Origin of the sequence: Salmonella sp. SAL04157 (genome assembly GCF_046551635.1) — a bacterium.
In the GTDB taxonomy this organism is placed as follows: Bacteria; Pseudomonadota; Gammaproteobacteria; order Enterobacterales; family Enterobacteriaceae; genus Salmonella; species Salmonella enterica.
Window position 1 is genome coordinate 79,251 of record NZ_JBGDVS010000012.1, and the last position, 26,131, is coordinate 105,381.

The 26,131-nt window shown below is 53.3% G+C and carries 28 protein-coding genes; 15 read left to right on the forward strand and 13 right to left on the reverse strand.

Features of this window, described 5'->3' with window-relative positions:
• Window positions 1-158: 158 nt before the first annotated feature.
• On the forward strand, window positions 159-1,193 hold the full coding sequence (gene rhaT, locus ACLJRE_RS20200) for an L-rhamnose/proton symporter RhaT (RefSeq protein ID WP_023212203.1): 1,035 nt from the start codon (window positions 159-161) through the stop codon (window positions 1,191-1,193).
• On the opposite strand, the gene rhaR is transcribed toward rhaT, so the two are convergent.
• Complete coding sequence (gene rhaR / locus ACLJRE_RS20205) at window positions 1,190-2,038, reverse strand: HTH-type transcriptional activator RhaR (protein WP_000013296.1); 849 nt, start codon at window positions 2,036-2,038, stop codon at window positions 1,190-1,192. The two genes, rhaT and rhaR, sit on opposite strands and share 4 nt — an antisense overlap.
• A 152-nt stretch (window positions 2,039-2,190) precedes the next feature.
• Window positions 2,191-3,027 carry an HTH-type transcriptional activator RhaS gene (gene rhaS, locus ACLJRE_RS20210; RefSeq protein ID WP_000217116.1) on the reverse strand — a complete coding sequence of 279 codons (837 nt, stop codon included), beginning with the start codon at window positions 3,025-3,027 and terminating at the stop codon, window positions 2,191-2,193.
• Between the two features lie 287 nt (window positions 3,028-3,314).
• On the opposite strand from rhaS, the gene rhaB reads away from it, so the two are divergent.
• The 5 genes from rhaB to rhaM all read left to right on the forward strand — a co-directional run bounded on the left by rhaB (window position 3,315) and on the right by rhaM (window position 8,595).
• Complete coding sequence (rhaB, locus tag ACLJRE_RS20215; RefSeq protein ID WP_000143973.1) at window positions 3,315-4,784, forward strand: rhamnulokinase; 1,470 nt, start codon at window positions 3,315-3,317, stop codon at window positions 4,782-4,784.
• Window positions 4,781-6,040, forward strand: a complete 1,260-nt coding sequence (rhaA, locus tag ACLJRE_RS20220; RefSeq protein WP_000211474.1) for an L-rhamnose isomerase — start codon at window positions 4,781-4,783, stop codon at window positions 6,038-6,040. Before rhaB ends, rhaA begins: the two co-directional genes overlap by 4 nt.
• A gap of 142 nt (window positions 6,041-6,182) precedes the next feature.
• The gene (rhaD, locus tag ACLJRE_RS20225; RefSeq protein ID WP_001179696.1) at window positions 6,183-7,010 is read left to right on the forward strand and encodes a rhamnulose-1-phosphate aldolase; all 828 of its coding nucleotides are present in this window, start codon (window positions 6,183-6,185) and stop codon (window positions 7,008-7,010) included.
• 125 nt (window positions 7,011-7,135) lie between these two features.
• Window positions 7,136-8,284 (forward strand): lactaldehyde reductase, encoded by a 1,149-nt coding sequence (fucO, locus tag ACLJRE_RS20230; RefSeq protein ID WP_000009253.1) that lies wholly within the window; start codon window positions 7,136-7,138, stop codon window positions 8,282-8,284.
• Window positions 8,281-8,595, forward strand: coding sequence for an L-rhamnose mutarotase (rhaM, locus tag ACLJRE_RS20235; RefSeq protein ID WP_000619478.1), 315 nt, complete (start codon window positions 8,281-8,283; stop codon window positions 8,593-8,595). The genes fucO and rhaM overlap by 4 nt, the downstream gene beginning before the upstream one ends.
• An 88-nt stretch (window positions 8,596-8,683) precedes the next feature.
• Here rhaM and ACLJRE_RS20240 read toward each other — a convergent pair whose 3' ends face one another.
• On the reverse strand, window positions 8,684-9,232 hold the full coding sequence (locus ACLJRE_RS20240) for a helix-turn-helix domain-containing protein (RefSeq protein WP_001517951.1): 549 nt from the start codon (window positions 9,230-9,232) through the stop codon (window positions 8,684-8,686).
• A gap of 100 nt (window positions 9,233-9,332) precedes the next feature.
• Between ACLJRE_RS20240 and ACLJRE_RS20245 the strand changes: the two genes are divergently transcribed.
• Together ACLJRE_RS20245 and ACLJRE_RS20250 are read left to right on the forward strand one after the other, a co-directional pair.
• A complete protein-coding gene (locus ACLJRE_RS20245) occupies window positions 9,333-9,992 on the forward strand; it encodes an AzlC family ABC transporter permease (RefSeq protein ID WP_000683586.1) in 660 nt (219 codons plus the stop codon).
• Window positions 9,992-10,315 carry an AzlD domain-containing protein gene (locus ACLJRE_RS20250; RefSeq protein ID WP_000527676.1) on the forward strand — a complete coding sequence of 108 codons (324 nt, stop codon included), beginning with the start codon at window positions 9,992-9,994 and terminating at the stop codon, window positions 10,313-10,315. Before ACLJRE_RS20245 ends, ACLJRE_RS20250 begins: the two co-directional genes overlap by 1 nt.
• Before the next feature lie 355 nt (window positions 10,316-10,670).
• On the opposite strand, the gene ACLJRE_RS20255 is transcribed toward ACLJRE_RS20250, so the two are convergent.
• Both ACLJRE_RS20255 and fdhD read right to left on the reverse strand, forming a co-directional pair.
• Window positions 10,671-11,771: a YiiG family protein gene (locus tag ACLJRE_RS20255; protein WP_023212204.1), complete on the reverse strand. Its 1,101-nt coding sequence runs from the start codon at window positions 11,769-11,771 to the stop codon at window positions 10,671-10,673.
• Between the two features lie 192 nt (window positions 11,772-11,963).
• Window positions 11,964-12,800 carry a formate dehydrogenase accessory sulfurtransferase FdhD gene (gene fdhD, locus ACLJRE_RS20260; RefSeq protein ID WP_001059735.1) on the reverse strand — a complete coding sequence of 279 codons (837 nt, stop codon included), beginning with the start codon at window positions 12,798-12,800 and terminating at the stop codon, window positions 11,964-11,966.
• Window positions 12,801-12,994: 194 nt separating this feature from the next.
• Here fdhD and fdnG point away from each other — a divergent pair, with 194 nt between their 5' ends.
• The 4 genes from fdnG to fdhE are packed head-to-tail and all read left to right on the forward strand — an operon-like array spanning window position 12,995 to window position 18,518.
• Window positions 12,995-16,045 (forward strand): formate dehydrogenase-N subunit alpha, encoded by a 3,051-nt coding sequence (gene fdnG / locus ACLJRE_RS20265; RefSeq protein ID WP_077248424.1) that lies wholly within the window; start codon window positions 12,995-12,997, stop codon window positions 16,043-16,045.
• Window positions 16,046-16,057: 12 nt separating this feature from the next.
• Window positions 16,058-16,960 (forward strand): formate dehydrogenase subunit beta, encoded by a 903-nt coding sequence (fdxH, locus tag ACLJRE_RS20270; protein WP_000331360.1) that lies wholly within the window; start codon window positions 16,058-16,060, stop codon window positions 16,958-16,960.
• A complete protein-coding gene (gene fdoI, locus ACLJRE_RS20275; protein WP_000829025.1) occupies window positions 16,957-17,592 on the forward strand; it encodes a formate dehydrogenase cytochrome b556 subunit in 636 nt (211 codons plus the stop codon). Before fdxH ends, fdoI begins: the two co-directional genes overlap by 4 nt.
• A complete protein-coding gene (gene fdhE / locus ACLJRE_RS20280; RefSeq protein WP_000027730.1) occupies window positions 17,589-18,518 on the forward strand; it encodes a formate dehydrogenase accessory protein FdhE in 930 nt (309 codons plus the stop codon). Before fdoI ends, fdhE begins: the two co-directional genes overlap by 4 nt.
• Before the next feature lie 46 nt (window positions 18,519-18,564).
• Here the strand turns inward: fdhE and ACLJRE_RS20285 are convergent, their stop codons facing one another.
• On the reverse strand, window positions 18,565-18,855 hold the full coding sequence (locus ACLJRE_RS20285; protein WP_000362050.1) for a helix-turn-helix domain-containing protein: 291 nt from the start codon (window positions 18,853-18,855) through the stop codon (window positions 18,565-18,567).
• Window positions 18,856-19,167 carry a cytotoxic translational repressor of toxin-antitoxin stability system gene (locus tag ACLJRE_RS20290; protein WP_001159630.1) on the reverse strand — a complete coding sequence of 104 codons (312 nt, stop codon included), beginning with the start codon at window positions 19,165-19,167 and terminating at the stop codon, window positions 18,856-18,858.
• A gap of 217 nt (window positions 19,168-19,384) precedes the next feature.
• Here ACLJRE_RS20290 and ACLJRE_RS20295 point away from each other — a divergent pair, with 217 nt between their 5' ends.
• The 3 genes from ACLJRE_RS20295 to ACLJRE_RS20305 all read left to right on the forward strand — a co-directional run bounded on the left by ACLJRE_RS20295 (window position 19,385) and on the right by ACLJRE_RS20305 (window position 21,154).
• The gene (locus ACLJRE_RS20295) at window positions 19,385-20,314 is read left to right on the forward strand and encodes an alpha/beta hydrolase (protein WP_023207327.1); all 930 of its coding nucleotides are present in this window, start codon (window positions 19,385-19,387) and stop codon (window positions 20,312-20,314) included.
• A gap of 85 nt (window positions 20,315-20,399) precedes the next feature.
• Window positions 20,400-20,711: a type II toxin-antitoxin system HigB family toxin gene (locus ACLJRE_RS20300; protein ID WP_000558166.1), complete on the forward strand. Its 312-nt coding sequence runs from the start codon at window positions 20,400-20,402 to the stop codon at window positions 20,709-20,711.
• Complete coding sequence (locus ACLJRE_RS20305; RefSeq protein WP_001259009.1) at window positions 20,708-21,154, forward strand: type II toxin-antitoxin system HigA family antitoxin; 447 nt, start codon at window positions 20,708-20,710, stop codon at window positions 21,152-21,154. Before ACLJRE_RS20300 ends, ACLJRE_RS20305 begins: the two co-directional genes overlap by 4 nt.
• A 14-nt stretch (window positions 21,155-21,168) precedes the next feature.
• Here ACLJRE_RS20305 and fabY read toward each other — a convergent pair whose 3' ends face one another.
• The 6 genes from fabY to ACLJRE_RS20335 all read right to left on the reverse strand — a co-directional run bounded on the left by fabY (window position 21,169) and on the right by ACLJRE_RS20335 (window position 25,978).
• A complete protein-coding gene (gene fabY, locus ACLJRE_RS20310) occupies window positions 21,169-22,110 on the reverse strand; it encodes a fatty acid biosynthesis protein FabY (protein WP_001518251.1) in 942 nt (313 codons plus the stop codon).
• Window positions 22,111-22,154: 44 nt separating this feature from the next.
• Window positions 22,155-22,592 (reverse strand): D-aminoacyl-tRNA deacylase, encoded by a 438-nt coding sequence (gene dtd / locus ACLJRE_RS20315; RefSeq protein WP_000560969.1) that lies wholly within the window; start codon window positions 22,590-22,592, stop codon window positions 22,155-22,157.
• On the reverse strand, window positions 22,589-23,461 hold the full coding sequence (locus ACLJRE_RS20320) for a virulence factor BrkB family protein (protein ID WP_000921423.1): 873 nt from the start codon (window positions 23,459-23,461) through the stop codon (window positions 22,589-22,591). The genes dtd and ACLJRE_RS20320 overlap by 4 nt, the downstream gene beginning before the upstream one ends.
• Window positions 23,455-24,054, reverse strand: a complete 600-nt coding sequence (gene yihX / locus ACLJRE_RS20325) for a glucose-1-phosphatase (protein ID WP_000965695.1) — start codon at window positions 24,052-24,054, stop codon at window positions 23,455-23,457. The genes ACLJRE_RS20320 and yihX overlap by 7 nt, the downstream gene beginning before the upstream one ends.
• A 190-nt stretch (window positions 24,055-24,244) precedes the next feature.
• Entirely contained in the window at window positions 24,245-25,048 is an 804-nt protein-coding gene (locus ACLJRE_RS20330; RefSeq protein WP_000059693.1) for a DeoR/GlpR family DNA-binding transcription regulator, read from the reverse strand.
• A gap of 33 nt (window positions 25,049-25,081) precedes the next feature.
• Complete coding sequence (locus ACLJRE_RS20335; RefSeq protein WP_023212205.1) at window positions 25,082-25,978, reverse strand: sugar kinase; 897 nt, start codon at window positions 25,976-25,978, stop codon at window positions 25,082-25,084.
• Window positions 25,979-26,131 lie beyond the last annotated feature (153 nt).

The window sequence follows — 26,131 nt, forward strand, 5'->3', positions numbered from 1 at the left end:
ACTTTTTTAAAACGTGAAGTTAATCACTTCATTAACGTGCTGATTGCCAGAATACACCCAACGGCGGCAATCGTTATAAGGTTACCAGGCGGCGTAATTTTTAAACTCATGCAAACGGAAGGGGTATCCCGTCCATAAAAAATAATGAGGAACATGTCATGAGTAACGCGATTACGATGGGTATTTTCTGGCATTTGATAGGGGCGGCCAGTGCAGCCTGCTTCTATGCTCCGTTCAAGCAAGTGAAACAGTGGTCATGGGAAACCATGTGGTCAGTGGGCGGCATCGTCTCCTGGCTTATTCTGCCGTGGACAATTAGCGCTCTGTTACTGCCTGATTTCTGGGCCTATTATGGACAGTTTAACCTCTCCACCCTTTTACCGGTTTTTCTGTTCGGCGCCATGTGGGGCATCGGCAATATTAACTACGGTCTGACCATGCGTTATCTCGGGATGTCGATGGGTATCGGCATCGCTATCGGCATTACGCTTATCGTCGGCACGCTGATGACGCCTATCATCAACGGTAACTTCGATGTGTTAGTCTATACCGAAGGGGGACGCATGACGCTACTTGGCGTTTTTGTCGCGCTGATCGGCGTCGGGATTGTGACGCGCGCCGGACAGTTAAAAGAACGCAAAATGGGCATTAAAGCGGAGGAGTTCAATCTGAAGAAAGGGCTTCTGCTGGCAGTGATGTGCGGTATTTTCTCGGCGGGGATGTCTTTTGCCATGAACGCCGCGAAACCGATGCATGAAGCTGCTGCCGCGCTTGGCGTTGACCCGCTCTATGTCGCGCTGCCGAGTTACGTGGTGATTATGGGCGGCGGCGCGCTGGTGAACCTCGGTTTCTGTTTTATCCGCCTGGCAAAAGTGCAAAATCTGTCGATAAAAGCCGACTTCTCGCTGGCAAGACCGTTGATTATCAGCAATATTCTGCTGTCCGCGCTTGGCGGTCTGATGTGGTATTTACAGTTCTTTTTTTATGCCTGGGGTCACGCGCGCATTCCCGCGCAATATGACTACATGAGCTGGATGCTGCACATGAGCTTCTATGTGCTGTGCGGGGGGCTTGTCGGTCTGGTGCTAAAAGAGTGGAAAAATGCTGGCCGCCGTCCCGTTGCCGTATTAAGCCTCGGCTGCGTGGTAATTATTATCGCGGCGAATATTGTCGGTTTAGGCATGGCCAGTTAATCGCTTTGATTACTGAGATGACGCCATTGGCTCGGCGTCATCCCGGTTTCCCGCGTGAACACCACTGAAAAATAATTACTATCTTCAAAACCGCACTGCATCGAAATCTCGCTAATCATCAGCGGGCTATGCTGAAGCAGATACTGCGCGTGGCAAATACGGACCTGGCGTAAATATTGATTAATCGTCATCCCGGTTTGGGCGCGAAACTGCTGCCGCAGCACCCGTTCGCTGCATTGTTCCTGCTGGCAAAACGCATCCAGCGCAAAGGGACGCTCAAGGCTATTAGCCAAAGCGGTAATTAATTTATCCAACAGGGTTTCTCTGGAGGTTGCCGGAAGATCGTCGGTCGCGTAGCGATGCCGTTTTAACGTCATCACCAGTTGACCAAACAGCAATTCCGCCATCTCATTCGCCAGCGGATCGCGCCCATTACTCTCATGTTCAAGCTGGTTAATGACCTGCCGCGCCTGATTCATTCCCATACTGCCCAGCCGCCAGTGAGGATACCACTGCGCTCCCTGAAAGCCGGGAATCATCGCCTGCCAGTTTACATTGAGTTTCAAACGCTCCGGGCAGTAAATGATATTTTGCAGCACCAGATCGTTAACGGAGGTATAGGAGTGTTTGTCTTCAGCACGAATGTAAAACAGATCGCCGCGGGTAATTCTGTATGGGCGCTCATTAAGAACGTGTAGGCCATTGCCCCGCCAGACCATCACCAGTTCACAAAACTCATGCGTATGTTCCGCAAAAACATCCTGTGGATAGCGATCGGCAACCGTAACGGCCTGCTGCTCATCAGTAAAAAAATCTTTTTTCAAAAGGATTAACTGATTTGCCACCGCAGCACCTCATGTTGAATGCTTGCCGGATGGCGCTACGCTTATTCTGTCTACCGCTCGCCGCCGTAGGCCAGGTAAGGCGCAGCCGCCATCCGGTATTAAAGGGTATAATTATCAGCATATTGGCGACGAAAACGTTGATAGCGTTCGCGTTACTGGATTATCGCATCGCGTCCCTGACGGATATCCCGCGGCGACCAGTTAAATTCTCGGCGAAACAGAGTCGAAAAGTGGTTACTGTCGCCAAAACCGCAGCGGTACGCGATTTCTGTCACGCTATGATCGCTATGGCGTAATAAATGCCGGGCTTTGATCAAACGCAGGCGATTAAGGTAACGTTGCGGCGTCAGCCCGGTATGCTGTTTAAGCTGACGATGCAGCGTGCGTAGCGACAGCGAAAACTGTTCAGCTACCGCCTCCCAGCAGACCTCCTCCGCAAAATGTTCTTCCAGCCATGCCATCAGTTGGTTGAGTTTGGCGTCGTTATTGGTTGCGCCTTCCATCAGGCTACTGCGGCGCAACAACACCAGTAGTTGCATAAACAAAATTTCGCGATTCGCCACGGCAGGCGCATCCATGCTGTCTCCGGCGCGCTCCATCAGACCGACCAACTGGCGCACCTGCTGCAACACACTCTGATTCACCCGCCAGTGCGAAGGATAGTAACCATCCTGCTCCTGCGGCAGCAATTGATCCAGCCCCGCCAGGAATTGGAAAGCGTCCGGCGAACGCCACAGTACATTCGTCAGGCATAGGTTGTCGGTATGTTCATATAAATGCCGGTCGTGATCGCGAACAAAACACACGGTACCGCCGCTGATGGTATACGGCTGCCCGTTGAATACATGAATGCCCGTACCGTGTTCCACAATCACGATTTCATGAAAATCATGATGATGTTCAGGGAAAGCGGCTTGCGGCAGACGGGGTTCAATCGCCACGGGCGCTTTACCTGATGGAAAAAAATCCACGCTATGCAGTACGGTCATGGTTGCTTCCTCCTGAATTCAACATGTCCGAATAGTAATTAAGGGCTATCGGCCTCACCTTAAATTTTTGACGCTAAAGCGCGCAAACATGGTCTTTTTTTCAAGAAAAGGCGGGAAAAAGCGGGAAATGCGGACGACATCACACCGGCCTATTAGTAGAAACTGTGAACGCTATCACGTTCATCTTTGCCTTGTTGCCAGCGGCTCATTTTCCTGTCAGTAACGAGAAGGTAGGTCTTTGAGGGCTTTTTTAGACTGTGCGCAATGACTCTAAGAAGGACCTGATTATGACTTTTCGCCATTGTGTCGCGGTTGATCTCGGCGCATCCAGCGGGCGCGTGATGCTGGCGCGTTACGACAGCAAACACCGTACCCTGACGCTACGTGAAATTCACCGTTTTGTGAACTGCCTACAAAAAACAGACGGGTTTGACACCTGGGACATCGACAGTCTGGAAAAGGATATCCGTCTTGGTCTGAAGAAAGTCTGCAATGAAGGCATTCTTATCGACAGCATCGGCATCGACACCTGGGGCGTCGATTATGTCCTGCTGGATAAACAAGGTCAGCGTGTCGGCCTGCCGGTATCCTACCGCGATAACCGTACCACGGGCATCATGTCGCAAGCGCTGGTCCAGATCGGCAAAAGCGAAATCTATCGCCGCAGCGGGATTCAGTTTCTGCCGTTTAACACCATCTATCAGTTACGCGCGCTGACGAAGCAACAGCCTGAGTTAACGGCGCAGGTCGCTCATGCGCTGCTGATGCCCGATTATTTCAGCTACCGCCTGACCGGTGAAATGAACTGGGAATACACCAACGCCACGACCACCCAATTGGTCAATATCAATACCGATGACTGGGACGATACCCTGCTGGCGTGGACTGGCGCGAAAAAGGGCTGGTTCGGCCGCCCCTCGCACCCTGGCAATGTTATCGGCGACTGGATTTGCCCGCAGGGCAACCGTATTCCGGTGGTAGCCGTCGCCAGCCACGATACCGCCAGCGCCGTTATTGCCTCTCCGCTGGCAAATAAACATAGCGCTTACCTGTCTTCAGGCACCTGGTCGTTGATGGGTTTTGAAAGCAAAATGCCCTACACCACTGACGAGGCGCTGGCTGCCAATATCACCAACGAAGGCGGCGCAGAAGGGCGTTATCGGGTACTGAAAAACATTATGGGTTTGTGGCTGCTCCAGCGTGTGCTGAAAGAACGGCGCATTACCGATCTGCCTGCGCTTATTGCCCAAACAGAAGCGCTGCCGGCCTGCCGTTTCCTGATTAACCCGAATGACGATCGCTTTATCAATCCTGACGATATGCGCGCTGAAATCCAGGCCGCCTGTCGCGAGACCGACCAGCCCGTTCCCGTCAGCGATGCCGAACTGGCGCGCTGCATTTTCGACAGTCTGGCGCTGTTGTATGCCGACATTCTGCACGAACTGGCAAATCTGCGCGGTGAAAAATTTACCCAACTGCATATTGTCGGCGGCGGATGCCAAAACGCGCTACTCAACCAGTTGTGCGCCGATGCATGTGGTATTCGCGTGATGGCCGGGCCGGTTGAAGCCTCCACCCTTGGCAATATTGGTATTCAGCTTATGACCCTCGACGAATTAAACAACGTCGATGACTTCCGTCAGGTCGTCAGCGCTAACTACGACCTGACAACCTATATCCCTAATCCTGATAGTGAAATTGCCCGCCACGTTGCGCAGTTTCAACCCAAACGACAGACAAAGGAGCTTTGCGCATGACCACTCAACTGGAACAAGCCTGGGAACTGGCAAAACAACGTTTCGCCGCAGTAGGTATTGATGTCGAGGAGGCGCTGCGCCAGCTCGATCGCCTGCCGGTTTCCATGCACTGCTGGCAGGGCGACGATGTTGCCGGATTCGAGAACCCGGAAGGTTCGCTGACGGGCGGAATTCAGTCAACCGGCAACTATCCGGGCAAAGCGCGTAACGCCACCGAACTGCGCGCCGATCTGGAACAGGCGCTGCGCCTGATCCCAGGCCCAAAACGGCTGAACCTGCACGCTATCTACCTTGAGTCGGATACGCCGGTTGCCCGCGACCAGATCAAACCGGAGCATTTTAAAAACTGGGTGGAGTGGGCGAAAGCGAACCGGCTGGGGCTGGATTTCAACCCCACCTGTTTTTCTCATCCACTGAGCGCTGACGGTTTTACCCTCTCTCATCCAGACGCGAAAATTCGCCAGTTCTGGATCGATCACTGCAAGGCCAGCCGCCGCGTCTCGGCATACTTTGGTGAGCAGCTCGGTACGCCGTCGGTGATGAACATCTGGATCCCGGACGGCATGAAAGACATTACCGTCGACCGTTTAGCCCCGCGCCAGCGCCTGCTGGAAGCGCTGGATGAGGTCATTAGCGAGAAATTCGACCCGGCGCACCACATCGACGCCGTCGAAAGCAAACTGTTTGGCATCGGCGCGGAAAGCTACACCGTCGGCTCCAATGAGTTCTACATGGGCTACGCCACCAGCCGTCAGACCGCGCTGTGCCTGGATGCGGGCCACTTCCATCCCACTGAAGTGATTTCCGACAAAATTTCCGCCGCCATGCTCTACGTGCCACGGCTGCTGCTGCACGTCAGCCGCCCGGTACGCTGGGATAGCGACCACGTGGTGCTCCTGGACGATGAAACCCAGGCAATTGCCAGCGAGATCGTCCGTCATAACCTGTTCGACCGTGTGCATATCGGCCTGGATTTCTTCGACGCCTCTATCAACCGTGTCGCCGCGTGGGTTATCGGTACCCGCAACATGAAAAAAGCGCTGCTGCGCGCTCTGCTGGAACCCACAGATCAACTGCGTCAGCTTGAAGCCAGCGGCGATTACACCGCGCGTCTGGCGCTGCTGGAAGAGCAGAAATCTCTGCCGTGGCAGGCCGTCTGGGAAATGTATTGCCAGCGTCACGGCACGCCGGCTGGCAGCCAGTGGCTGGACAGCGTTCGCGTCTATGAAAAAGAGATCCTGAGCAAACGTAGCTGACAGCGACACCTGATCTGTAGGCCGGATAAGACGCCCGCGTCACCATCCGGCAATAAATGAAACACGATTGCCGGATGGCACTGCGCTTATCCGGCCTACGTAAGACCCGAATAACCTTCGGGCAATGAATGGGAACACGAACATGCAAAATATTACCGATTCCTGGTTTGTCCAGGGCATGATTAAAGCCACGTCTGATGCGTGGCTGAAAGGGTGGGACGAACGTAATGGCGGTAACCTGACGCTGCGTCTGGATGAAACCGATATCGCGCCTTTTGCGGCTAATTTCCACGAAAAACCGCGCTATATCGCGCTAAGTCAACCCATGCCGCTGCTGGCGAATACGCCGTTTATCGTTACCGGTTCCGGCAAATTCTTCCGCAACGTGCAGCTCGATCCGGCAGCCAATTTAGGCGTGGTCAAAATCGACAGCGACGGCGCAGGCTACCACATTCTGTGGGGCTTAACCCACGACGCGGTACCCACCTCTGAACTCCCGGCGCATTTCCTCTCTCACTGCGAACGCATCAAAGCCACCCACGGCAAAGACCGCGTCATTATGCATTGCCATGCGACTAACCTGATCGCCCTCACCTACGTACTGGAAAACAACACTGCGCTGATCACCCGCAAACTGTGGGAAGGCAGCACCGAATGCCTGGTGGTATTCCCGGACGGTGTCGGCATTCTGCCGTGGATGGTGCCAGGCACCGATGAAATCGGCCAGGCCACCGCGCAAGAAATGCAGAAACATTCGCTGGTACTGTGGCCGTTCCACGGCGTGTTCGGAAGCGGACCTACGCTGGATGAAACCTTCGGTTTGATAGATACCGCAGAGAAATCCGCTGAGGTATTAGTCAAAATCTATTCGATGGGCGGTATGAAGCAGACCATCACGCGCGAAGAACTGGTCGCCCTCGGCAAACGTTTTGGCGTGACACCGCTGGCCAGCGCCGTAGCGCTGTACTGATACCTCCCAACTCAACGCCGGATGCAGCTTGCCTTATCCGGCCTACAGGTCGGTGCGCATTTTACCGTAGGCCCGATAAGCGTAGCACCATCGGGCAACAGGGAATTTTTTTAAGGAGAATAGTGATGAGCTTTATGTTGGCACTGCCAAAAATTAGCCTGCATGGCGCTGGAGCGATTGCCGATATGGTGAACCTCGTGGCGAATAAGCAATGGGGCAAAGCGCTGATCGTTACCGATGGTCAACTGGTAAAGCTGGGCCTGCTGGATAGCCTGTTTAGCGCACTGGATGAACATCAAATGTCTTACCACCTGTTTGATGAGGTGTTCCCAAACCCGACAGAAGAGCTGGTGCAGAAAGGTTTTGCGGCGTATCAGAGCGCAGAATGTGACTACATTATCGCCTTCGGCGGCGGCAGCCCGATCGATACCGCTAAAGCGGTGAAAATTCTGACCGCCAACCCAGGTCCATCTACCGCCTACTCCGGCGTCGGCAAAGTGAAAAACGCCGGCGTACCGCTGGTAGCGATTAATACTACGGCAGGTACCGCGGCCGAGATGACCAGCAACGCGGTGATTATCGACTCTGCCCGTAAGGTCAAAGAGGTGATCATCGACCCGAATATCATCCCGGATATTGCCGTGGATGACGCCAGCGTCATGCTGGAAATCCCGGCTTCTGTGACCGCCGCAACCGGCATGGATGCCCTGACCCATGCGGTGGAAGCCTATGTCTCCGTTGGCGCGCATCCGCTCACCGACGCTAACGCGCTGGAAGCGATTCGCTTAATCAATGTGTGGCTACCGAAAGCGGTTGACGATGGTCATAACCTCGAAGCCCGTGAGCAAATGGCATTCGGCCAGTACCTGGCGGGTATGGCGTTCAACAGCGCCGGTTTGGGGCTGGTTCACGCGCTGGCGCACCAGCCGGGCGCAACCCACAATCTGCCGCACGGCGTCTGCAACGCTATCCTGCTGCCAATTGTCGAGAACTTTAACCGTCCGAACGCCGTCGCGCGTTTTGCCCGCATCGCACAGGCGATGGGCGTGGAGACGCGCGGTATGTCTGACGAAGCCGCAAGTCAGGAAGCGATTAACGCTATCCGTACGCTGAGCAAACGCGTCGGCATTCCAGAAGGTTTCAGCAAGCTGGGCGTCACAAAAGAAGATATCGAAGGCTGGCTGGATAAAGCCCTCGCCGACCCGTGCGCGCCGTGTAACCCGCGCACCGCCAGCCGCGATGAAGTTCGCGAGCTGTACCTGGAGGCGTTATGATCCGCAAAGCCTTTGTGATGCAGGTAAATGCCGACGCGCACGAGGAGTATCAGCGTCGTCATAACCCAATCTGGCCGGAGCTGGAAGCTGTATTAAAATCTCACGGCGCGCATCACTACGCGATTTATCTCGATCAGGAGCGCAATCTGCTGTTCGCCACCGTTGAGATTGAATCCGAGGAGCGCTGGAACGCCGTTGCCAGCACCGACGTTTGCCAGCGTTGGTGGAAACATATGCGTGACGTTATGCCCGCGAATCCGGATAACAGCCCGGTCAGCGCAGAGCTAAAAGAGGTGTTCTATCTGCAGTAAGTCGTGTGCCCGGTGGCGCAAGCTTACCGGGCCTACGGTTTTATTTTTTGTCGGCCGGATAAGGCGGTTACGCCGCCATCCGGCAATTTCAATTCTGCTCCGCTACCAGGATAGCCTGTGTATCCGGTTCCAGCGCTTTAAAGATATGCGCCTGGTCGCCGGGATAACAAATGTAATCGCCCTCCGCCAGCTCTTCCGGCGCCTCGGTTAAGCCGACGAGGGCTTTTCCCTGCGTAACAATAATATGTTCCACCGACCCCGGCGGATGCGGGTGAGAGATCCGGTCGGCCCCCGGCTGCGTCAACAGCAGATAGATATCACGCCGCGCGCCGGGTGGACACGCCGCCAGTAATATCGCCTGATAATGCGCCTGCTCCGCCACGACTTTGGTGCCTTCTCCGCGGCGAATCACTTGCGTTTTTTGTACCTGCGGCTCCAGCAGCCTGGCAAAGGGAATGTCGAGCGCGACGCATAGCGACCATAACGTCTCCAGGCTGGGGTTGCCGTTCCCTGCTTCCAGTTGTGAAAGCGTAGATTTAGCGATGCCTGCGCGCCGCGCAATCTCCGCCAGCGACAGTCCGGTTCGCTGGCGTTCGCGCACCAGGCTTCTGGCAATGACGCTAATAGGTTGTGTCATAAAGCATCCAACGTTCACTATAACGAACGAAATGTTCGTCTTGTAAAGCAAATCTGTTCCGTTCATTATAATGAAAATTCGTTCGATATGACTAAAGAAGATGAAACACTATTTTTCCTGTCTCAAGGGAGACACGATAAAAGCGATATTTTTAGTGTGCCTGGCCGTGGGCGTCGTCGGCATGTCCTATGGCTCACTGGCGATGGCCTACGGCTTCCCACTGTGGGTGCCGTTTGTCCTCTCTATTTTTGTGCTGGCGGGCGCGTCCGAATTTATGTTTATCGGCATTGTTGCCAGCGGCGGCAATCCGTTAGCGGCGGCGGCGGCAGGACTGCTGGTGAATGCGCGCCACGTGCCGTTTGGCGTAACGGTGCGCGATTTGGTTGGCACCCGCGCCGCCAGCTTTTTCGGCTGCCATATTATGAATGATGAGAGCGTGGTGTTCGGCCTGTCGCAAAAAACACCCGAACAACGTAAAGCCGCCTACTGGCTATGCGGTCTGGGCGTCGCCCTATTCTGGCCGATTGGCACACTGATTGGCGCAGGTGTCGGCAAACTGCTCCCGGCCCCAGAAACCATCGGTCTGGATGCCGTATTCCCGGCAATCTTACTGGCGCTGGTGATCCCGGCGTTTAAAAACCGCACCACATTGATTCGTGGTTGCAGCGGCGCCGCGCTGTCGCTTGCCGCCGTTCCCTTTGTGGCTGCCGGATTGCCGGTGTTGCTTTCGCTGCTTGGCCTACTGGCGAGGAAAAAATAATGGGCAATATGACGCTATTTATTATCGGTATTGCTCTTTTATCTGCGGGAACCTATTTGATGCGCCTCGGCGGCGCGAAACTTGGCAGCCGTCTGGCGCTGTCTGAGCGTTCACAGGCGCTGCTCTCGGATGCGGCAACGGTGCTGCTATTCTCCGTCGCGCTGGCAACCACCTTTTACGAAGGCGAACATTTTGCCGGAATGGCGCGCGTTCTTGGGGTTGGCTTCGCCGTATTTTTAGCCTGGCGTAAAATGCCGCTTATTGTGGTGATTATCGCCGCTGCGGTAGTGACAGCACTGCTGCGGCTGGCGGGTATTAATTAACGTCTTACAGAACAGTTGGGCGTGACACCCTATAAGTGATGAAGGCTGGGCCGCCCTATGCTGAAGAGGCCCAGAATTTTCGCATCAGGCGGGATAAATGCTTTCCATATGAATGCCGATCCTCAATTACACTACCAGTACCTTCCAGCCTGACGTCAACATCTTGTGATAGCTTCAGATTACTGGTTTTTCTAATAACTCTCTTTAGTTAATGTTTACGTCAGCTATTTTTACAGATATTGCCTGATGAAGAATACATGAACGAAAAAAGCGCCTGATCGGCGCTTTTTATTGGCGTTATAGCGTAATTTTATAGGCGCTTGCGCCAGCCTGCACGCAGTTAATGTGCCGTCACTCAACGCAGGCGATTATAATCATCCACCATCTCGTTATAACTTCTCAACGACGCCGGATAAGAATCCGCAACCATCCATCCTGTTGCAGGGTCCTGCACCCGTTTCTTTTCAAAATCAGAATACTGAACATTGTCCCTGATGCGACGAATATATTTTTTAGCCTTTAGCTGATAATCCGCCGCAGAATTAACGAAAGGAAAATTCCGTCCATCAGTATCCGACTGTTTCAATTGCGCAATCATTGTTTCCAGTTCCGCGACTTTTTTCATCATCGCTTCGGCATCAAAGGTATCGGCAGAAATAACCTTGTTGATCTGCTTTGCCGAAATCATGACAGCCAGAGAATAATAGTTAAATGTTTTACCTTCCGATTCTTCTATTTTCTTCAACTGTGTCAATTGCCGTTTGTCATTTATTTCCTGAATAGCCTCATGATATTTTTCCGAGACGGGTTTAAAATCCTCAATATTCTTCAGTAATGTCTGATGCAGCGCCTTACCTTTAGCAAAGGCATCATCTTTATAGTTTTCCTGGGTATAATATTTTTCCATTTCGTTAATGGTATTACCCAGCGCGGCGGCGCTATCAATATAGCTAACGGCAACGCCATCAATAGGCTCAAGCAATGGCGTTAAGGCGGCCACCTGTTTCATCTCTTTCTGGCAATTCGTTATGTAAGACTCCGTAATACCATAAATGCCATAAACCAGGCTCTCTTTCCCTGTCGGACCTTTTTTAAAGTCTTTCACCCAATCCGCGTAACGCGCCAGACTGTGCTGAACGGGCAATTGAAGTTTATTAAAACAATCGATATAGACATCCATTTTTTCACTATAAACTTCTTCAGCGTCAACCTCCGGCTGAGCTGGCGTTTCTGGCTTCGCCGCCGGGGTCTGAGTTGCCGTTTCTGGCTTCGCTGCTGGGGGCTGCGCTGGACTTTCGCCAGATTGCGTTTCCGGCGCCTGAGAAGGCGCTGGCGTCGCAGGCTGACCGCTGGCGGCCGGAGTCGCCTCGGTTTTAACATTATTGTCATCACATCCTGTTGCGCCCAGGGTCATTAGCGCAATGATTATCGCTGAGGATAATAAATTCCTTTTCATTTAATTGCCTTTTGTATATTTACATTGGGGTTCTCTTATTTTAACGAAAATATGGCCTCGCCACTATACGTCATTCCGTTATTAAGAGAGGCTGTAAAATCCAGAAAATATATATTTCATACACCATCATTCTACATAAAATATATATTAAATTAATAATATATATTTTACGCAAATGTAGAGGGTACTATTTTAGTCTGCGATTAACCGCTGCGGATGGGTATAAATCGTCGCCCGACCCGGCTTACAGAACCCCACCAGCGTAAGATTACACCGTTCAGCGACGTCAACCGCGAGCGTGGTGGCAGCAGAAACCGCAAACAAAATTTCTACACCGCACATCGCCGACTTCTGCACCATTTCATAACTCGCGCGACTGGAAACCAGCGCCGCGCCTTGCCGCCATTCCTCACCTTCCGTAGCGCGGCGGCCGAGCAGTTTATCCAGCGCAACGTGGCGTCCGACATCTTCATGGCCCCCCGCCAGTTCACCCGACGGCATGACCCACGCCGCAGCGTGCGTACAACCCGTCAGCTTACCCGTCGGTTGAAAATCATTCAGATGTTTTAACGCGCGATCAAGGTTACCGAGATTAAACGTTTGGCTAAACGGCAGGGGTTGCACCGGCTTACCGATGTCATTGAGCTGTTCCACGCCACACACGCCGCAACCGGTGCGTCCGGCCAGCGCGCGACGACGCGCTTTCAGCCCCATAAATCGACGGCTGGAAAGATCAATCTGCACTTCAAGTCCGTTACAGGACGGTACAACGTCCATGCCATAGATTTCACGCGGGCTGTCAATGATCCCTTCCGACAGAGAAAACCCCATTGCAAAATGCGTCAGATCTTTTGGAGAGGCCATCATAACGACATGCGAAATACCGTTATACACCAGTGCCACAGGCACTTCCTCGGCAACATCATCAAGTTGGGGGGACTGCAAATCCTCGCGTTTCCAGAGAGCCAACTGGCGTGAGGTTGTGAAATCAGTCACATTTAGGACTTCTTCAGACAGTATATTGTTCACTTTCTTTTAACCATATAAGAACACACACACCAACATTATGGTATTCTGTTACAACTCCTCCCGGATGGAGGAAAATTTATCCAATTCTGAACCTTTGCGGGCCCGTCCGCAAAGAAAAATAACAACCACTCCCTGAGCGTTTCGGATAGAGAAATGTGAAAGAGAAGTGACAATGTCGAAACAAGGAGCAAACCATGCAGGTCAGCAGAAGGCAGTTCTTTAAGATCTGCGCTGGCGGTATGGCAGGCACCACGGCGGCGGCACTGGGCTTCGCGCCCGGCGTAGCGCTAGCGGAAACACGGCAATATAAACTGCTGCGCACCCGCGAAACCCGTAACACCTGCACCTACTGTTCCGTTGGCTGCGGGCTGTTGATGTACAGCCTCGGCGACGGTGCGAAAAACGCCAAAGCATCTATTTTCCATATCGAAGGGGACCCGGATCATCCGGTAAGCCGTGGCGCGCTGTGCCCGAAAGGGGCCGGTCTGGTGGACTTTATCCACTCTGAAAGCCGCCTGAAATTCCCGCAATACCGCGCGCCGGGTTCAGATAAGTGGCAACAGATCAGTTGGGAAGAAGCGTTTGACCGCATCGCTAAACTGATGAAGGAAGATCGCGACGCCAACTATCAGGCGCAGAACGCCGAAGGCGTTACCGTTAACCGCTGGCTCACCACCGGGATGCTGTGCGCTTCCGCATCCAGTAACGAGACGGGTTATTTAACGCAAAAATTCTCCCGCGCGCTGGGTATGCTCGCGGTCGACAACCAGGCGCGTGTCTGACACGGACCAACGGTAGCAAGTCTTGCTCCAACATTTGGTCGCGGTGCGATGACCAACCACTGGGTCGACATCAAGAACGCCAACCTCGTCGTGGTGATGGGCGGTAACGCCGCAGAAGCTCACCCGGTCGGGTTCCGCTGGGCGATGGAAGCCAAAATTCACAACGGCGCGAAGCTGATTGTGATCGATCCGCGCTTTACGCGTACCGCGTCGGTGGCCGATTTCTATGCGCCAATACGCTCTGGTACTGACATTGCCTTCTTGTCAGGCGTGATGCTGTATCTGCTGACCAACGAAAAATACAACCGTGAATACACCGAGGCCTATACCAATGCCAGCCTGATCGTGCGTGAAGATTTTGGCTTCGATGATGGTCTGTTCACCGGCTACGACGCAGACAAGCGGCAGTACGATAAAACCAGTTGGCACTATGAGCTGGACGAAAACGGTTTTGCCAAACGCGATACGACACTGCAACACCCGCGCTGTGTCTGGAATCTGTTGAAACAGCATGTCTCACGCTACACGCCGGACGTGGTAGAAAATATCTGCGGTACGCCGAAAGCGGACTTCCTGAAAGTGTGCGAGTACATTGCAGAAACCAGCGCAAAAGATAAAACCGCGTCGTTCCTGTACGCGCTGGGCTGGACGCAGCATTCCATCGGCGCGCAGAACATCCGTACTATGGCGATGATCCAGCTTCTGCTCGGTAACATGGGGATGGCGGGCGGCGGCGTTAACGCCCTGCGCGGTCACTCCAATATTCAGGGACTGACCGACTTAGGACTGCTGTCGCAAAGTCTGCCGGGCTACCTGACGCTGCCGAGCGAAAAACAGACCGACCTGCAAACCTATCTGGCTGCCAATACGCCGAAGCCATTGTTGAAGGATCAGGTCAACTACTGGGGCAACTATCCGAAATTCTTCGTCTCAATGATGAAGGCCTTCTTTGGTGATAAAGCGACAGCGGAAAATAGCTGGGGCTTCGACTGGCTACCGAAGTGGGATAAAGGCTACGACGTGTTGCAGTACTTCGAGATGATGAAACAGGGTAAGGTCAACGGCTATATCTGCCAGGGCTTTAACCCGGTGGCCTCATTCCCGAACAAAAACAAAGTGGTCGCGTCGCTTTCCAAACTGAAGTACCTGGTGACTATCGATCCGCTCAACACCGAAACGTCCACCTTCTGGCAAAACCACGGTGAGTCGAACGACGTTGATCCCGCGAAAATCCAGACCGAAGTGTTCCGTCTGCCTTCCACCTGTTTTGCCGAGGAAAATGGTTCCATCGTTAACTCCGGTCGCTGGTTACAGTGGCACTGGAAGGGCGCGGACGCCCCGGGAATTGCCATGACCGACGGCGAAATCCTCGCCGGTATCTTCTTACGCCTGCGTAAGATGTACTCTGAACAGGGCGGCGCCAACCCGGAACAGGTTTTGAATATGACCTGGAACTACACCAAACCATACGAACCCGCCTCTGAAGAAGTGGCGATGGAAAGTAACGGTAAAGCGCTGGCCGATCTTATCGACCCGGCAACCGGCGCGGTGGTGGTGAAGAAAGGTCAACAGCTCAGTTCGTTCGCGCAACTGCGCGATGACGGTACGACGTCCAGCGGCTGCTGGATTTTCGCCGGTAGCTGGACGCCGGAAGGCAACATGATGGCGCGTCGTGATAACGCCGACCCGTCTGGTCTCGGCAACACGCTGGGCTGGGCATGGGCATGGCCGCTTAACCGCCGCATCCTCTATAACCGCGCCTCCGCCGATCCGCAGGGTAATCCCTGGGACCCGAAACGTCAGCTACTGAAATGGGAAGGCGGAAAATGGGCCGGATGGGATATTCCGGACTACAGCGCCGCCGCGCCCGGCAGCGACGTCGGACCGTTTATCATGCAGCCGGAAGGGATGGGTCGCCTGTTTGCCATCGATAAGATGGCGGAAGGGCCGTTCCCGGAACACTACGAGCCGTTTGAAACGCCGCTGGGCACTAACCCGCTGCACCCGAACGTTATCTCTAACCCTGCCGCCCGTATCTTTAAAGACGATGCCGACGCGCTGGGTAAAGCGGATAAGTTCCCGTATGTCGGAACCACTTACCGTCTGACCGAGCACTTCCACTACTGGACCAAGCACGCGTTGCTTAACGCTATCGCCCAGCCGGAACAGTTTGTGGAAATTGGCGAGAAGCTGGCGAATAAGCTCGGCATCGCGCATGGCGATACCGTGAAGGTCTCCTCAAACCGCGGCTATATCAAAGCCAAAGCGGTGGTGACCAAGCGTATTCGCACGCTGAAAGCGGACGGCAAGGATATCGATACCATCGGTATTCCTATTCACTGGGGCTATGAAGGCGTGGCGAAAAAAGGCTTTATCGCCAATACGTTAACGCCTTTCGTCGGTGATGCGAACACGCAAACGCCGGAGTTTAAATCCTTCCTTGTGAACGTGGAAAAGGTGTAACGGAGACGACCTATGGCTTATCAATCGCAAGACATCATTCGTCGTTCCGCCACTAACGGTTTCACCCCCGCGCCCCAGGCGCGGGACCACCAGGAAGAGGTGGCGAAACTCATCGACGTCACCACCTGTATCGGCTGTAAAGCGTGTCAGGTGGCGTGCTCCGAGTGGAACGACATCCGTGATGAAGTGGGCAATAACGTCGGGGTGTATGACAACCCGGCGGACTTAACCGCGAAATCCTGGACGGTGATGCGCTTCTCGGAAGTGGAACAGAACGACAAACTGGAGTGGCTGATCCGTAAGGATGGCTGTATGCACTGCGCCGATCCCGGCTGCCTGAAGGCCTGTCCGGCGGAAGGGGCGATCATTCAGTACGCTAACGGTATTGTCGACTTCCAGTCCGAGCAATGTATCGGCTGCGGCTACTGTATCGCTGGCTGCCCGTTCAACGTGCCGCGCCTCAACCCGGAAGACAACCGCGTCTATAAATGTACGCTGTGCGTCGACCGCGTGACCGTGGGGCAAGAACCGGCCTGCGTGAAGACCTGTCCAACCGGCGCTATCCACTTTGGCTCCAAAGAGGCGATGAAAACGCTGGCGGGCGAGCGCGTGGCCGAGCTGAAAACCCGTGGTTATGACAACGCGGGTCTGTACGATCCGGCGGGCGTAGGCGGTACGCATGTCATGTACGTGCTGCATCATGCCGACAAGCCGAATCTGTATCACGGTCTGCCGGAAAACCCGGAAATCAGCGAAACCGTTAAGTTCTGGAAAGGCGTCTGGAAACCGCTCGCCGCGTTCGGTTTTGCCGCGACCTTTGCCGCCAGCGTCTTCCACTATGTCGGCGTCGGTCCGAACCGCGCGGAAGAGGAAGATGACAACCTGCATGAAGAGAAAGACGAGGTGCGCAAATGAAACGACGTGACACCATCGTGCGCTATACGGCGCCGGAACGCATCAACCACTGGATCGTCGCCTTCTGCTTCGTGCTGGCGGCGGTGAGCGGGCTGGGCTTTTTATTCCCATCCTTCAACTGGTTGATGCATATCCTGGGCACCCCACAACTGGCGCGAATTCTGCACCCGTTTGTGGGCGTGGTTATGTTTGCCTCGTTCATCATCATGTTTTTCCGTTATTGGCACCACAATCTAATCAATCGGGATGATATCTTTTGGGCGAAGAATATTCGTAAGATCGTCGTCAACGAGGAAGTGGGTGACACCGGGCGTTATAACTTCGGTCAGAAATGCGTATTCTGGGCGGCGATTATCTTCCTGGTGCTGCTGCTGGTGAGCGGGGTAATTATCTGGCGTCCGTACTTTGCGCCTGCTTTCTCAATCCCGGTGATCCGATTCGCGTTAATGTTGCATTCTTTTGCCGCAGTAGCGTTAATTGTGGTTATCATGGTGCATATCTACGCCGCCCTTTGGGTGAAAGGCACCATTACCGCGATGGTGGAAGGCTGGGTAACCCGGTCGTGGGCGAAGAAACATCACCCGCGCTGGTACCGAGAAGTCCGCAAGACAACGGAAAAAGAAACTGAATGAGTATTCGCATAATCCCGCAAGATGAGCTGGGGTCGAGCGAGAAACGTACGGCGGATATGATTCCGCCGTTATTGTTCCCCCGACTCAAAAACGTCTACAACCGCCGCGCCGAACGTCTGCGCGAGCTGGCTGAAAATAACCCGCTGGGCGATTACCTGCGCTTTGCCGCGCTTATCGCGCACGCACAGGAAGTGGTGCTGTACGACCATCCGCTGGAGATGGATCTGACCGCACGTATTAAAGAAGCGAACGACCAGGGCAAGCCGCCGCTGGATATCCACGTGCTGCCGCGTGATAAGCACTGGCAAAAACTGCTGCATTCGTTAATTGCCGAGCTAAAACCCGAGATGAGCGGCCCCGCGCTGGCGGTGATTGAGAACCTGGAGAAAGCCTCAGAGCAGGAGCTGGAGCAGATGGCCAGCGCGCTGTTTGCCTCGGATTTTGCCTCCGTCAGCAGCGATAAAGCCCCGTTTATCTGGGCCGCGCTCTCCCTTTACTGGGCGCAAATGGCCAGCTTGATCCCAGGCAAAGCCCGCGCGGAATACGGTGAAGCGCGCCAGTATTGCCCGGTGTGCGGTTCGATGCCGGTCTCCAGCATGGTGCAGATCGGCACCACGCAGGGGCTGCGTTATCTGCACTGTAACCTGTGCGAAACCGAATGGCATGTCGTGCGCGTAAAATGCAGTAACTGCGAACAGAGCCGCGACTTACACTACTGGTCGCTGGAAAATGAGCAGGCTGCGGTGAAAGCCGAAAGCTGCGGCGATTGCGGGACTTACCTGAAGATTCTGTATCAGGAAAAAGACCCGAAAGTAGAAGCAGTGGCCGACGACCTCGCCTCGCTGGTGCTGGACGCGCGCATGGAACAGGAGGGCTTCGCCCGCAGTTCCATCAACCCGTTCCTGTTCCCGGGGGAAGGGGAATAAGTTCTCTGGTATACCGGCTAGCAATCTACGTTAGCCGGATCATTGCTCAATAACGCAATGCTTGTATAACGTTTCTCGGGTCGTTGGCAATGGCGCGAAGTAATGCTTTGGCTGGCCCTGTCGGTGAGCGTCTTCCTTGCTCCCAGTTGCGCAGCGTATCCACGTTGACCGAAATCAGTTCTGCAAACTTAGATTGCGACAACCCAGATGCCTGCCGTATTTCTTTAATCTTCATTGCATCAATATGAAAGGTACGAGAAGGCTCACGGGTCCCTTCAATGATTTCATTCATTTGAGACATACTTTGAGTTAATCGCTCAAATAACACTTTATCCATCTACCACCTCTCATTCAGCATACGAAGTACCGCTTTTTCCTGCGGCGTGAGATCATCTTTAATGCCTTTTTGATAAATCAGAAGCAAGCGAATCTCATACCGTTGACTACGGTGAAAATAGATAATTCGCACGCCACTACGCTTTCCTTTGCCTCGCGCTCCCCAGCGCATTTTTCTCAGGCCGCCCGTTTCCTGAATGACATCACCACAATCTGGATGCTGAGCCATAAAAACCTGAAGCTTATGGTATTCATCATCATCGAGCAGTTTTTTAACATCTTCAGTAAAGAGTTCCGTTTCTATAAATTGCATATTCCATACGCCATTGGCTTATAGTAGTGAAAATAATCTATACGTCAATGGCGTATAGCATCATCGTTTCACAGTACAAAAATTAAAAACCCAGCGCCAACCGCATTCCATTTTTTGCGAACCTCTATCCAGAATCATCATCCCCTCGTTTCACCACTTTCCATCCCCAACGAACCAGGTTATAAACTGTACATACATACAGTCAAAGGAGCGTTATATGCCACTGGAAAAAGGAATTGCCGAACTGGTCGCTGGGTTTATCGCCGCGGGCCGTCCCTCTTCACGAGAGCAGAATATTGATGACCGGAGAGCGGGTTATATTGCCAGCACGTCGCTGGCGGGTGAGAAAGAAATTCGGGTGAGTTCGGAAGATATCGTGCTGGAAGGGATGACATTTCGCGTCGTTTCGCCGCCAAACGCATCCGGTTCTCTACCCTGTATCCTCTACTATCACGGCGGCTGTTTTGTTAGCGGCGGCTTTCTGACTCATGACCCCCAGCTACGGCAACTGGCCTGGAAAAGCGGCTGTAAGGTGATTGCCATTCAGTATCGTCTTGCGCCAGAACACACCTTCCCTGCGGCTCATGACGACGCTGAACGCGGGGCCAATATCGTCCATCAATACGCGGAGCAGTTAGGCATCGATCGTGAACGTATCACGCTTGCTGGCGACAGCGCAGGCGGGCACTTGGCATTGGTCAGCGCGCTACGCCTGAAATCCACCGCCCACTGGTCTCCGGCGAAGCTGCTGTTGATCTACCCGATGCTTGACGCTACTGCCAGTTTCCCCAGCTATGCCAGCAACGGGCAAGACTACATCATCACCCGCGACACACTACTATCAGGCTTCGAAATGTATCTCCAGGGTACCGACCTCCGTCACCCGGAAGCCAGTCCGATATGGCGTGAAGATTTTGCCGGTTTACCGCCGGTGCATATCCTCACCGCAGAGTTCGACCCACTGCGTGATGAAGGCGAAGCGCTATATCACCGTCTGAACGACCAGGGCGTGGCGTGTACTTGCCAGCGCTATCTCGGCGTTATCCACGGTTTTTTCCAATTGGGCGGCGTGAGCAAGACGGCACGAAGCGCCATGCGAGATGTGGCCTGGCGTGTTGTAAGTCCATCAACAGGCAAAATGACCTAAAATTCAATTTTGTTTTCAACTTGAAAACTGGATAACGTTGCGCTAAATTGTTTTCAGGTTGAAAACTTTGTAATGGAACTACATTGTGCATGTTATCAGCCGAAAACCGTTCAATGAAGCGATGCTCATGTATCCAAACCATGAGCTTGCCCTCACTGAGTTGCTGAATGTTCTTGAGAAAAAAACATTCACTCAGCCTGAAGAGATGAAGCGGTATATTCCTTCACTGGATAATTTTAAGTACAGAGATAAATGGTGGGTGATTGATGTTTCTGGTAACAGCCTGAGACTCATTTCCTACATAGATTTCAGGTTACATAAGATATTTGTGAAACATATCGTTTCCCATGCCGAATATGACAAACTGACCGCATATTATCGGGGTAATAAAGAATGAGAACTCATCGTCAGATGGATGCAACCAGCGCAAAAAAGATCGTTGATACCTTCAGCGATGCGGTAAAAAGCGTCCCACTGATGGGGGAAGACCGAAATGACAATGAGTATCGCAGGGCACTAGCGCTAGTGGAGTTTCTGGTCGACCACGACGATCTTGAAAACCCACTATTTGAATTGCTCTGTGCCCGAATCAGTGAATACGAAAAACATGCGCCGGAATTCAAAGCACTCAACCAACACCTGGAGAAAACGCCCCCTGGCGTTTCAGTATTGCGAACGCTCATGGATCAATACGGTCTCAAAGCAGCAGATCTTGCCAACGAACTTGGTTCTAAATCGAACGTCAGCAACATCTTAAATGGCCGCAGAGCACTAACGGTTAATCATATTAAAGCGCTTACACAACGCTTTAAACTACCAGCGGATGCCTTCATCGAGTAGTTGGATATGTCCAGCTACTCCTCCTCGTTGCCGCCCTCTTCATACGGGCCGAACGGTTTCGCAGGTAGTACGATATAAATGCCTTCGAAAATTGCCCCAGCGGTCTCGCCGCCCAACAGTTCAACCTGCAACTGGACACGCGCTTTTTTACCCCGCGCCAGCCTGTCCAAATCACCGCTTAGCGACCCCAAATCAGCCACGGCGTTTGGCTTTCCGCTAATCGGTTTACTGTAGCGAATATGGGCGTCAGCAAGAATAATCGTCCCGCCCAGGTGGCGTTCACGGAGCATCAGCCAGATAAGTCCCCATCCGGTCAGCGTCGCCAGGGAGAACAGGCTGCCGGCAAACACCGTGTGATGCGGATTTTGATTACCGGTTTCCGGCATCGTGGTAATAAATTTTTGCCCGGTGTACTGCTGAATGCGCACCCCCATCTTTTCGCTCAATGGAATGTGCTCATACCAGGCCTGCTGAAGCTGCCCGCACCAGTCGCCGCGATGCAGGATATCATCCAGCGATGCTACCGGTTTAATCATCAGAAAATGGCGGATTGGCGTGGTTGTGGGCGTAGTAATCTCCCCCTGATTGACAAATCCGAGTTTGGCAAAGAACTCAACCGCATCTTCGCGCGCGCTGCAGGTGACGCGCTTAACGCCTTCCTGGCGGGCAACAGACTCCAGAGTCATCGCCATTAATGTCCCCAGCCCTTTATCCTGTACCGAGGGATGTACAGCCATAAAACGAATAGACGCCTCGTTATCTGCATTGATATACAGGCGGCCCACTGCAACTAAGTTTCCTTCTTCGTCCACCACCATTTGATGGTGCGCCAACGCATCCCAGCCATCCCGTTCCGACCCTTTCGGCTGGTGCAGCGGTTTACGCAGCATCTCCCAGCGAAACTGGTAGTAACGTTCTAATTCTTCTTCTGTTTGCGGAACTCGAAGGTGATACATAGCCGTACTCTCTCTTGTTATCCGCGGCCACGCCGGAAGCTGACTCATACCTGGAGCCAGAATGTCACGGGACCGTCATTAACCAGCTCAACCTGCATATCGGCAGCGAAGCGTCCGGTTTGCGTGTTTATCGCCTGCTGGCGGCAGCGTTCAACAAAATATTCATAAAGCGCCTGCGCGCGATCCGGCGCAGCCCCGCCGGAAAAGCTTGGTCGCATACCGCGCTCGGTATCTGCCGCCAGCGTAAACTGCGACACCACCAGCACGCTGCCGCCAGCCTGTTGTACATTCAGATTCATCTTGCCGTCAGCATCGCTGAAGATACGGTATCCCAGCACGCGCTCGCACAGACGATTCGCTTTTTGTTCGTCATCTTCTTTTTCGACACCCAATAACACCAAAAGTCCTGGGCCGATTTCACCCGTCACCTCATCCTCCACGGTGACGCTGGCACGGGTTACGCGTTGAATTAATGCAATCATGGTTGGTCAGCTTCTTCTTGTTCTGCGGCTTGTTTGAGTTTTCGGTATTCCCCGAGAGTGACAGTTATTTCTGCGCCAAGCAAGACTATACACCAGGTCCAGTATACCCAGACAAACAGGATAGGGATCACTGCCAGTACGCCATAAATGAGCTGATATGACGGGAACATGGTGATATAAAGCGCGAAACCTTTCTTCCCGGCCTCGAACAGCAACGCTGCGACAAACGCGCCGACAAGGGCGTCACGGTTCGGTACGCGAGTTGTTGGGACAATACTGTAAAGTAACCAGAATGAGATCCACGAGAGCAGCAGCGGAAGGATGCGCAATACATTGTCGATGACCGTATTCAGATCGCTGGCCCAGCGTAAAGAAAGCAGGTAGGAGCTGATCGCCAGGCTGGCGCCAGCGAGAAGCGGGCCGAGCGTGAGGATCATCCAGTACACCGCAAAAGAGTACACTTTTGGCCGTGTGCGTTTGCTGCGCCAGATAGTGTTTAAGGCGCTATCAATGGCGTACATCAACAGCAATGCCGTCACAATCAGTCCACAGGCGCCCACCGCCGTCATTTTGTTGGAGTTAGCGACAAACTGCTCAATATAGCGCTGAATCACGTCTCCGGTGGCTGGCATAAAGTTAGCAAAAATAAAATGGCGTAACTGAATGCTGACATCAGAAAACATCGGAAAAGCAGCGAAAAGGGCAAAAACGACGGCAATAAGCGGTACTAAGGAGAGTAATGAGACATAGGCGAGATTTCCCGCCAGAGTCGTCATATTATCCTCATCGATACGCTGCCATAATAGCTTGAGCCAGGCCCGAACAGGGCGCGTATGGCGTCCAGCTTTTTGGTGAACGGTTTTTAGCATAACAGCTTCGCGAAGTAGTCAGGGATGGTGGCTTTATCCTTCACCAGAATGCTGGTGATCCCCAACTGGTTGGCCCCTTCTATATTATCGGCATTGTCGTCGAAAAAGACCGCATCGGCAGCGGAAAAACCTTCTTTCTGCAGGACGTGCTGATAAATACGCGCTTCCGGCTTACGCATTCCCAAATCCTGCGATAAATAGATATGGTCGGCGGCAGCGCGCACCTCCGGGTATTCCTCCGGCCAGAAGTGGGTATGCAGTCGGTTAGTATTGGATAGCACCACCACGCGATGCCCCTGCTCGCGCAGTTTATGCATGATAGCAATCACTTCGGGCCGTAATCCGACAAATACCGCCTGCCAGCCGTGCGCAAATTGTTCATAACTGAGCGATAACGCCATTTCATGACAGAAAGCTTCAGCAAACGCTTCGTCCGTTATCTCACCGCGTTCATGTTGGTGAAAAGTCTCGCCCATCGTAAATTTTTGCTTCAGCGAAGCCAGCGGTACTCGACTCAGATCGCTCCACACACCTAATACGCGGTTAAAGTCGATGTCGACAATCACATTACCTAAATCAAAGATGTAGAGCATGTCATTCTCCTTGCTAACCGGGGATGAATAACTGTAGCGGGAAAGGAGAAGTTTGACTATGTATCCCTTTATAAATCAATTAACAAAAAGACAATAGAAACGCAGACGATGCCCAATATCGCCTGCATCACAGCGCCGTTTTATTGGCCGGATAAAGCGCTGACGCGACCCTCCGGCGCAAGGGCGCTTGTCACGCTGAAACGGCGTCGTCCAGCGAAGGACTCACCTGAACCACTTCGATTTGCTGGGATTGAAGTAAATTCTGTAATGCCGGACCGGGATACTCGTCCGTAAACAGAGCGGTAATCTGTGACACATTGCCGATCTCAACCGCCGCAGAAGCATGGTATTTCGTATGATCGGCGGCCAGCAGAATATGTCGCGAGTGGGCCATCATGGTTTTCACTACGCTGGCTTCGTTGACATCAAACTCCAGTAACGCGCCATCGCTCTCTATCGCGCCTACGCTGGTGACGAGATAGTCAGCCCGGAACCCCGCCACAAACGCCGCCGCGGATGGCCCGATAATGCCGCTATTATGCGGGCGCAGCGTGCCGCCAGGCACCATCACTTCAAAGCGAGGGTTATTATAAAGAATGTGCGCGACGCGCAGGCTATTGGTGATAATGCGCAGATGATTATGGTTGAGCAGCGCGCGCGCCACCTGCTCAACCGTCGTTCCAATCGTGATAAATATCGTGGAGCCATCCGGAATATAGTCAGCCACGGCTTCCGCAATGGCTTTTTTCTCTTGCGTCCAGGAGACCTCTCGCTGCTCAAAGGCGGTATTGACCACACTGGACGCTCTGCCGGCGCCGCCGTGATGACGCGTAATCAGCCCCTGCTCGCTTAATTTACGAATATCGCGGCGAACCGTCTGGGTAGAGACCTCCAACAAACTGGCTAACTCATCGATATTCATATAGCCGCGCTCATCAATTAGCATTAACAGCCGATCGTGTCGCGGATTACCGGTCAGTTCGGTAAGACTCATGAGCATTCCTCTAAAAGCTTCCTACTGCTCATATTATACAAAAAGTGACAAGAAAGATCGGGTTTGCTCACAATCAGGGATACCCGCCCGGCCACCTGGGCGCGTACACTTCAGCGCGGCAACGCCGCTGGCGAATCTGACAGCCTCTTCGATGGCGTATCCTCTTGCCAGGCCAAATGCCAGTGCGCCATGAAAAACATCGCCCGCGCCGGTAGTATCCACCACCTCCACGGTAAAACCCGGTTGGTGGCGTACCGCCGCTTTTTCCAACCAGTTGCAGCCTTCACTGCCTCGCGTGACATAGACATGTCCATTTGTGAGCATTTGTGCTTTTTTTAGCGCATCAATGGCTTCGCTCATCCCCGTCAGGCGTGCCAGCCCTGGCTCGGAGAAGGCGGCGTGGTCGCTTAACGCCACCAGCTCGCTAATATCCTGCGGCGTAATATCGCCATCAAGAACAGTCATGACGCCAGCCTGACGCGCCAGCGTAAACGCCTGTTTTGCGCCGTCATGCCAGCGCACATCCGCCAACACCACATCCCACTGCGAAAAATCGATGTCGTTAAGCCAGCCGGCGTCAGGCAATAAATCCGGGCTGGGATAATTAACGATAATCCGCTCTCCTTTGGCATCCACCATAATCGCTGACTGCGACGACCTGGCCTGCGTGTAGCGGCGGGTATAGCGGGTATTTACCCCCAGGGATTCCAGTTCCGCCAGCAGGCTGTTTCCGGTGTCGTCATCGCCCACACGGCCAATAAAGTCCACCTGCGCGCCCAATTTCGCCGCAGCCACGGCAGCGGTCGCCGCAGGCCCGCCGCCCACTTCCGTATAGCGCTTCGCCACATATTTACCCCCTTCTGTCGGTAATCCTTCCACGTAATAGATGCGATCCATCACGGTAATACCTACACAAGCAATACGAACCATGGTCATTCCTCAAGCATTTTCGATGTGCTCATTTTAATTTCACGAAATGTTTAAAAAGTGACGGCTGTCAATTTTTTGACTATAAATTACAAATACGATCACAAACAGACAGAAAAAGGCTCATTAATGACAAAAAATGACACCACCGTGTTC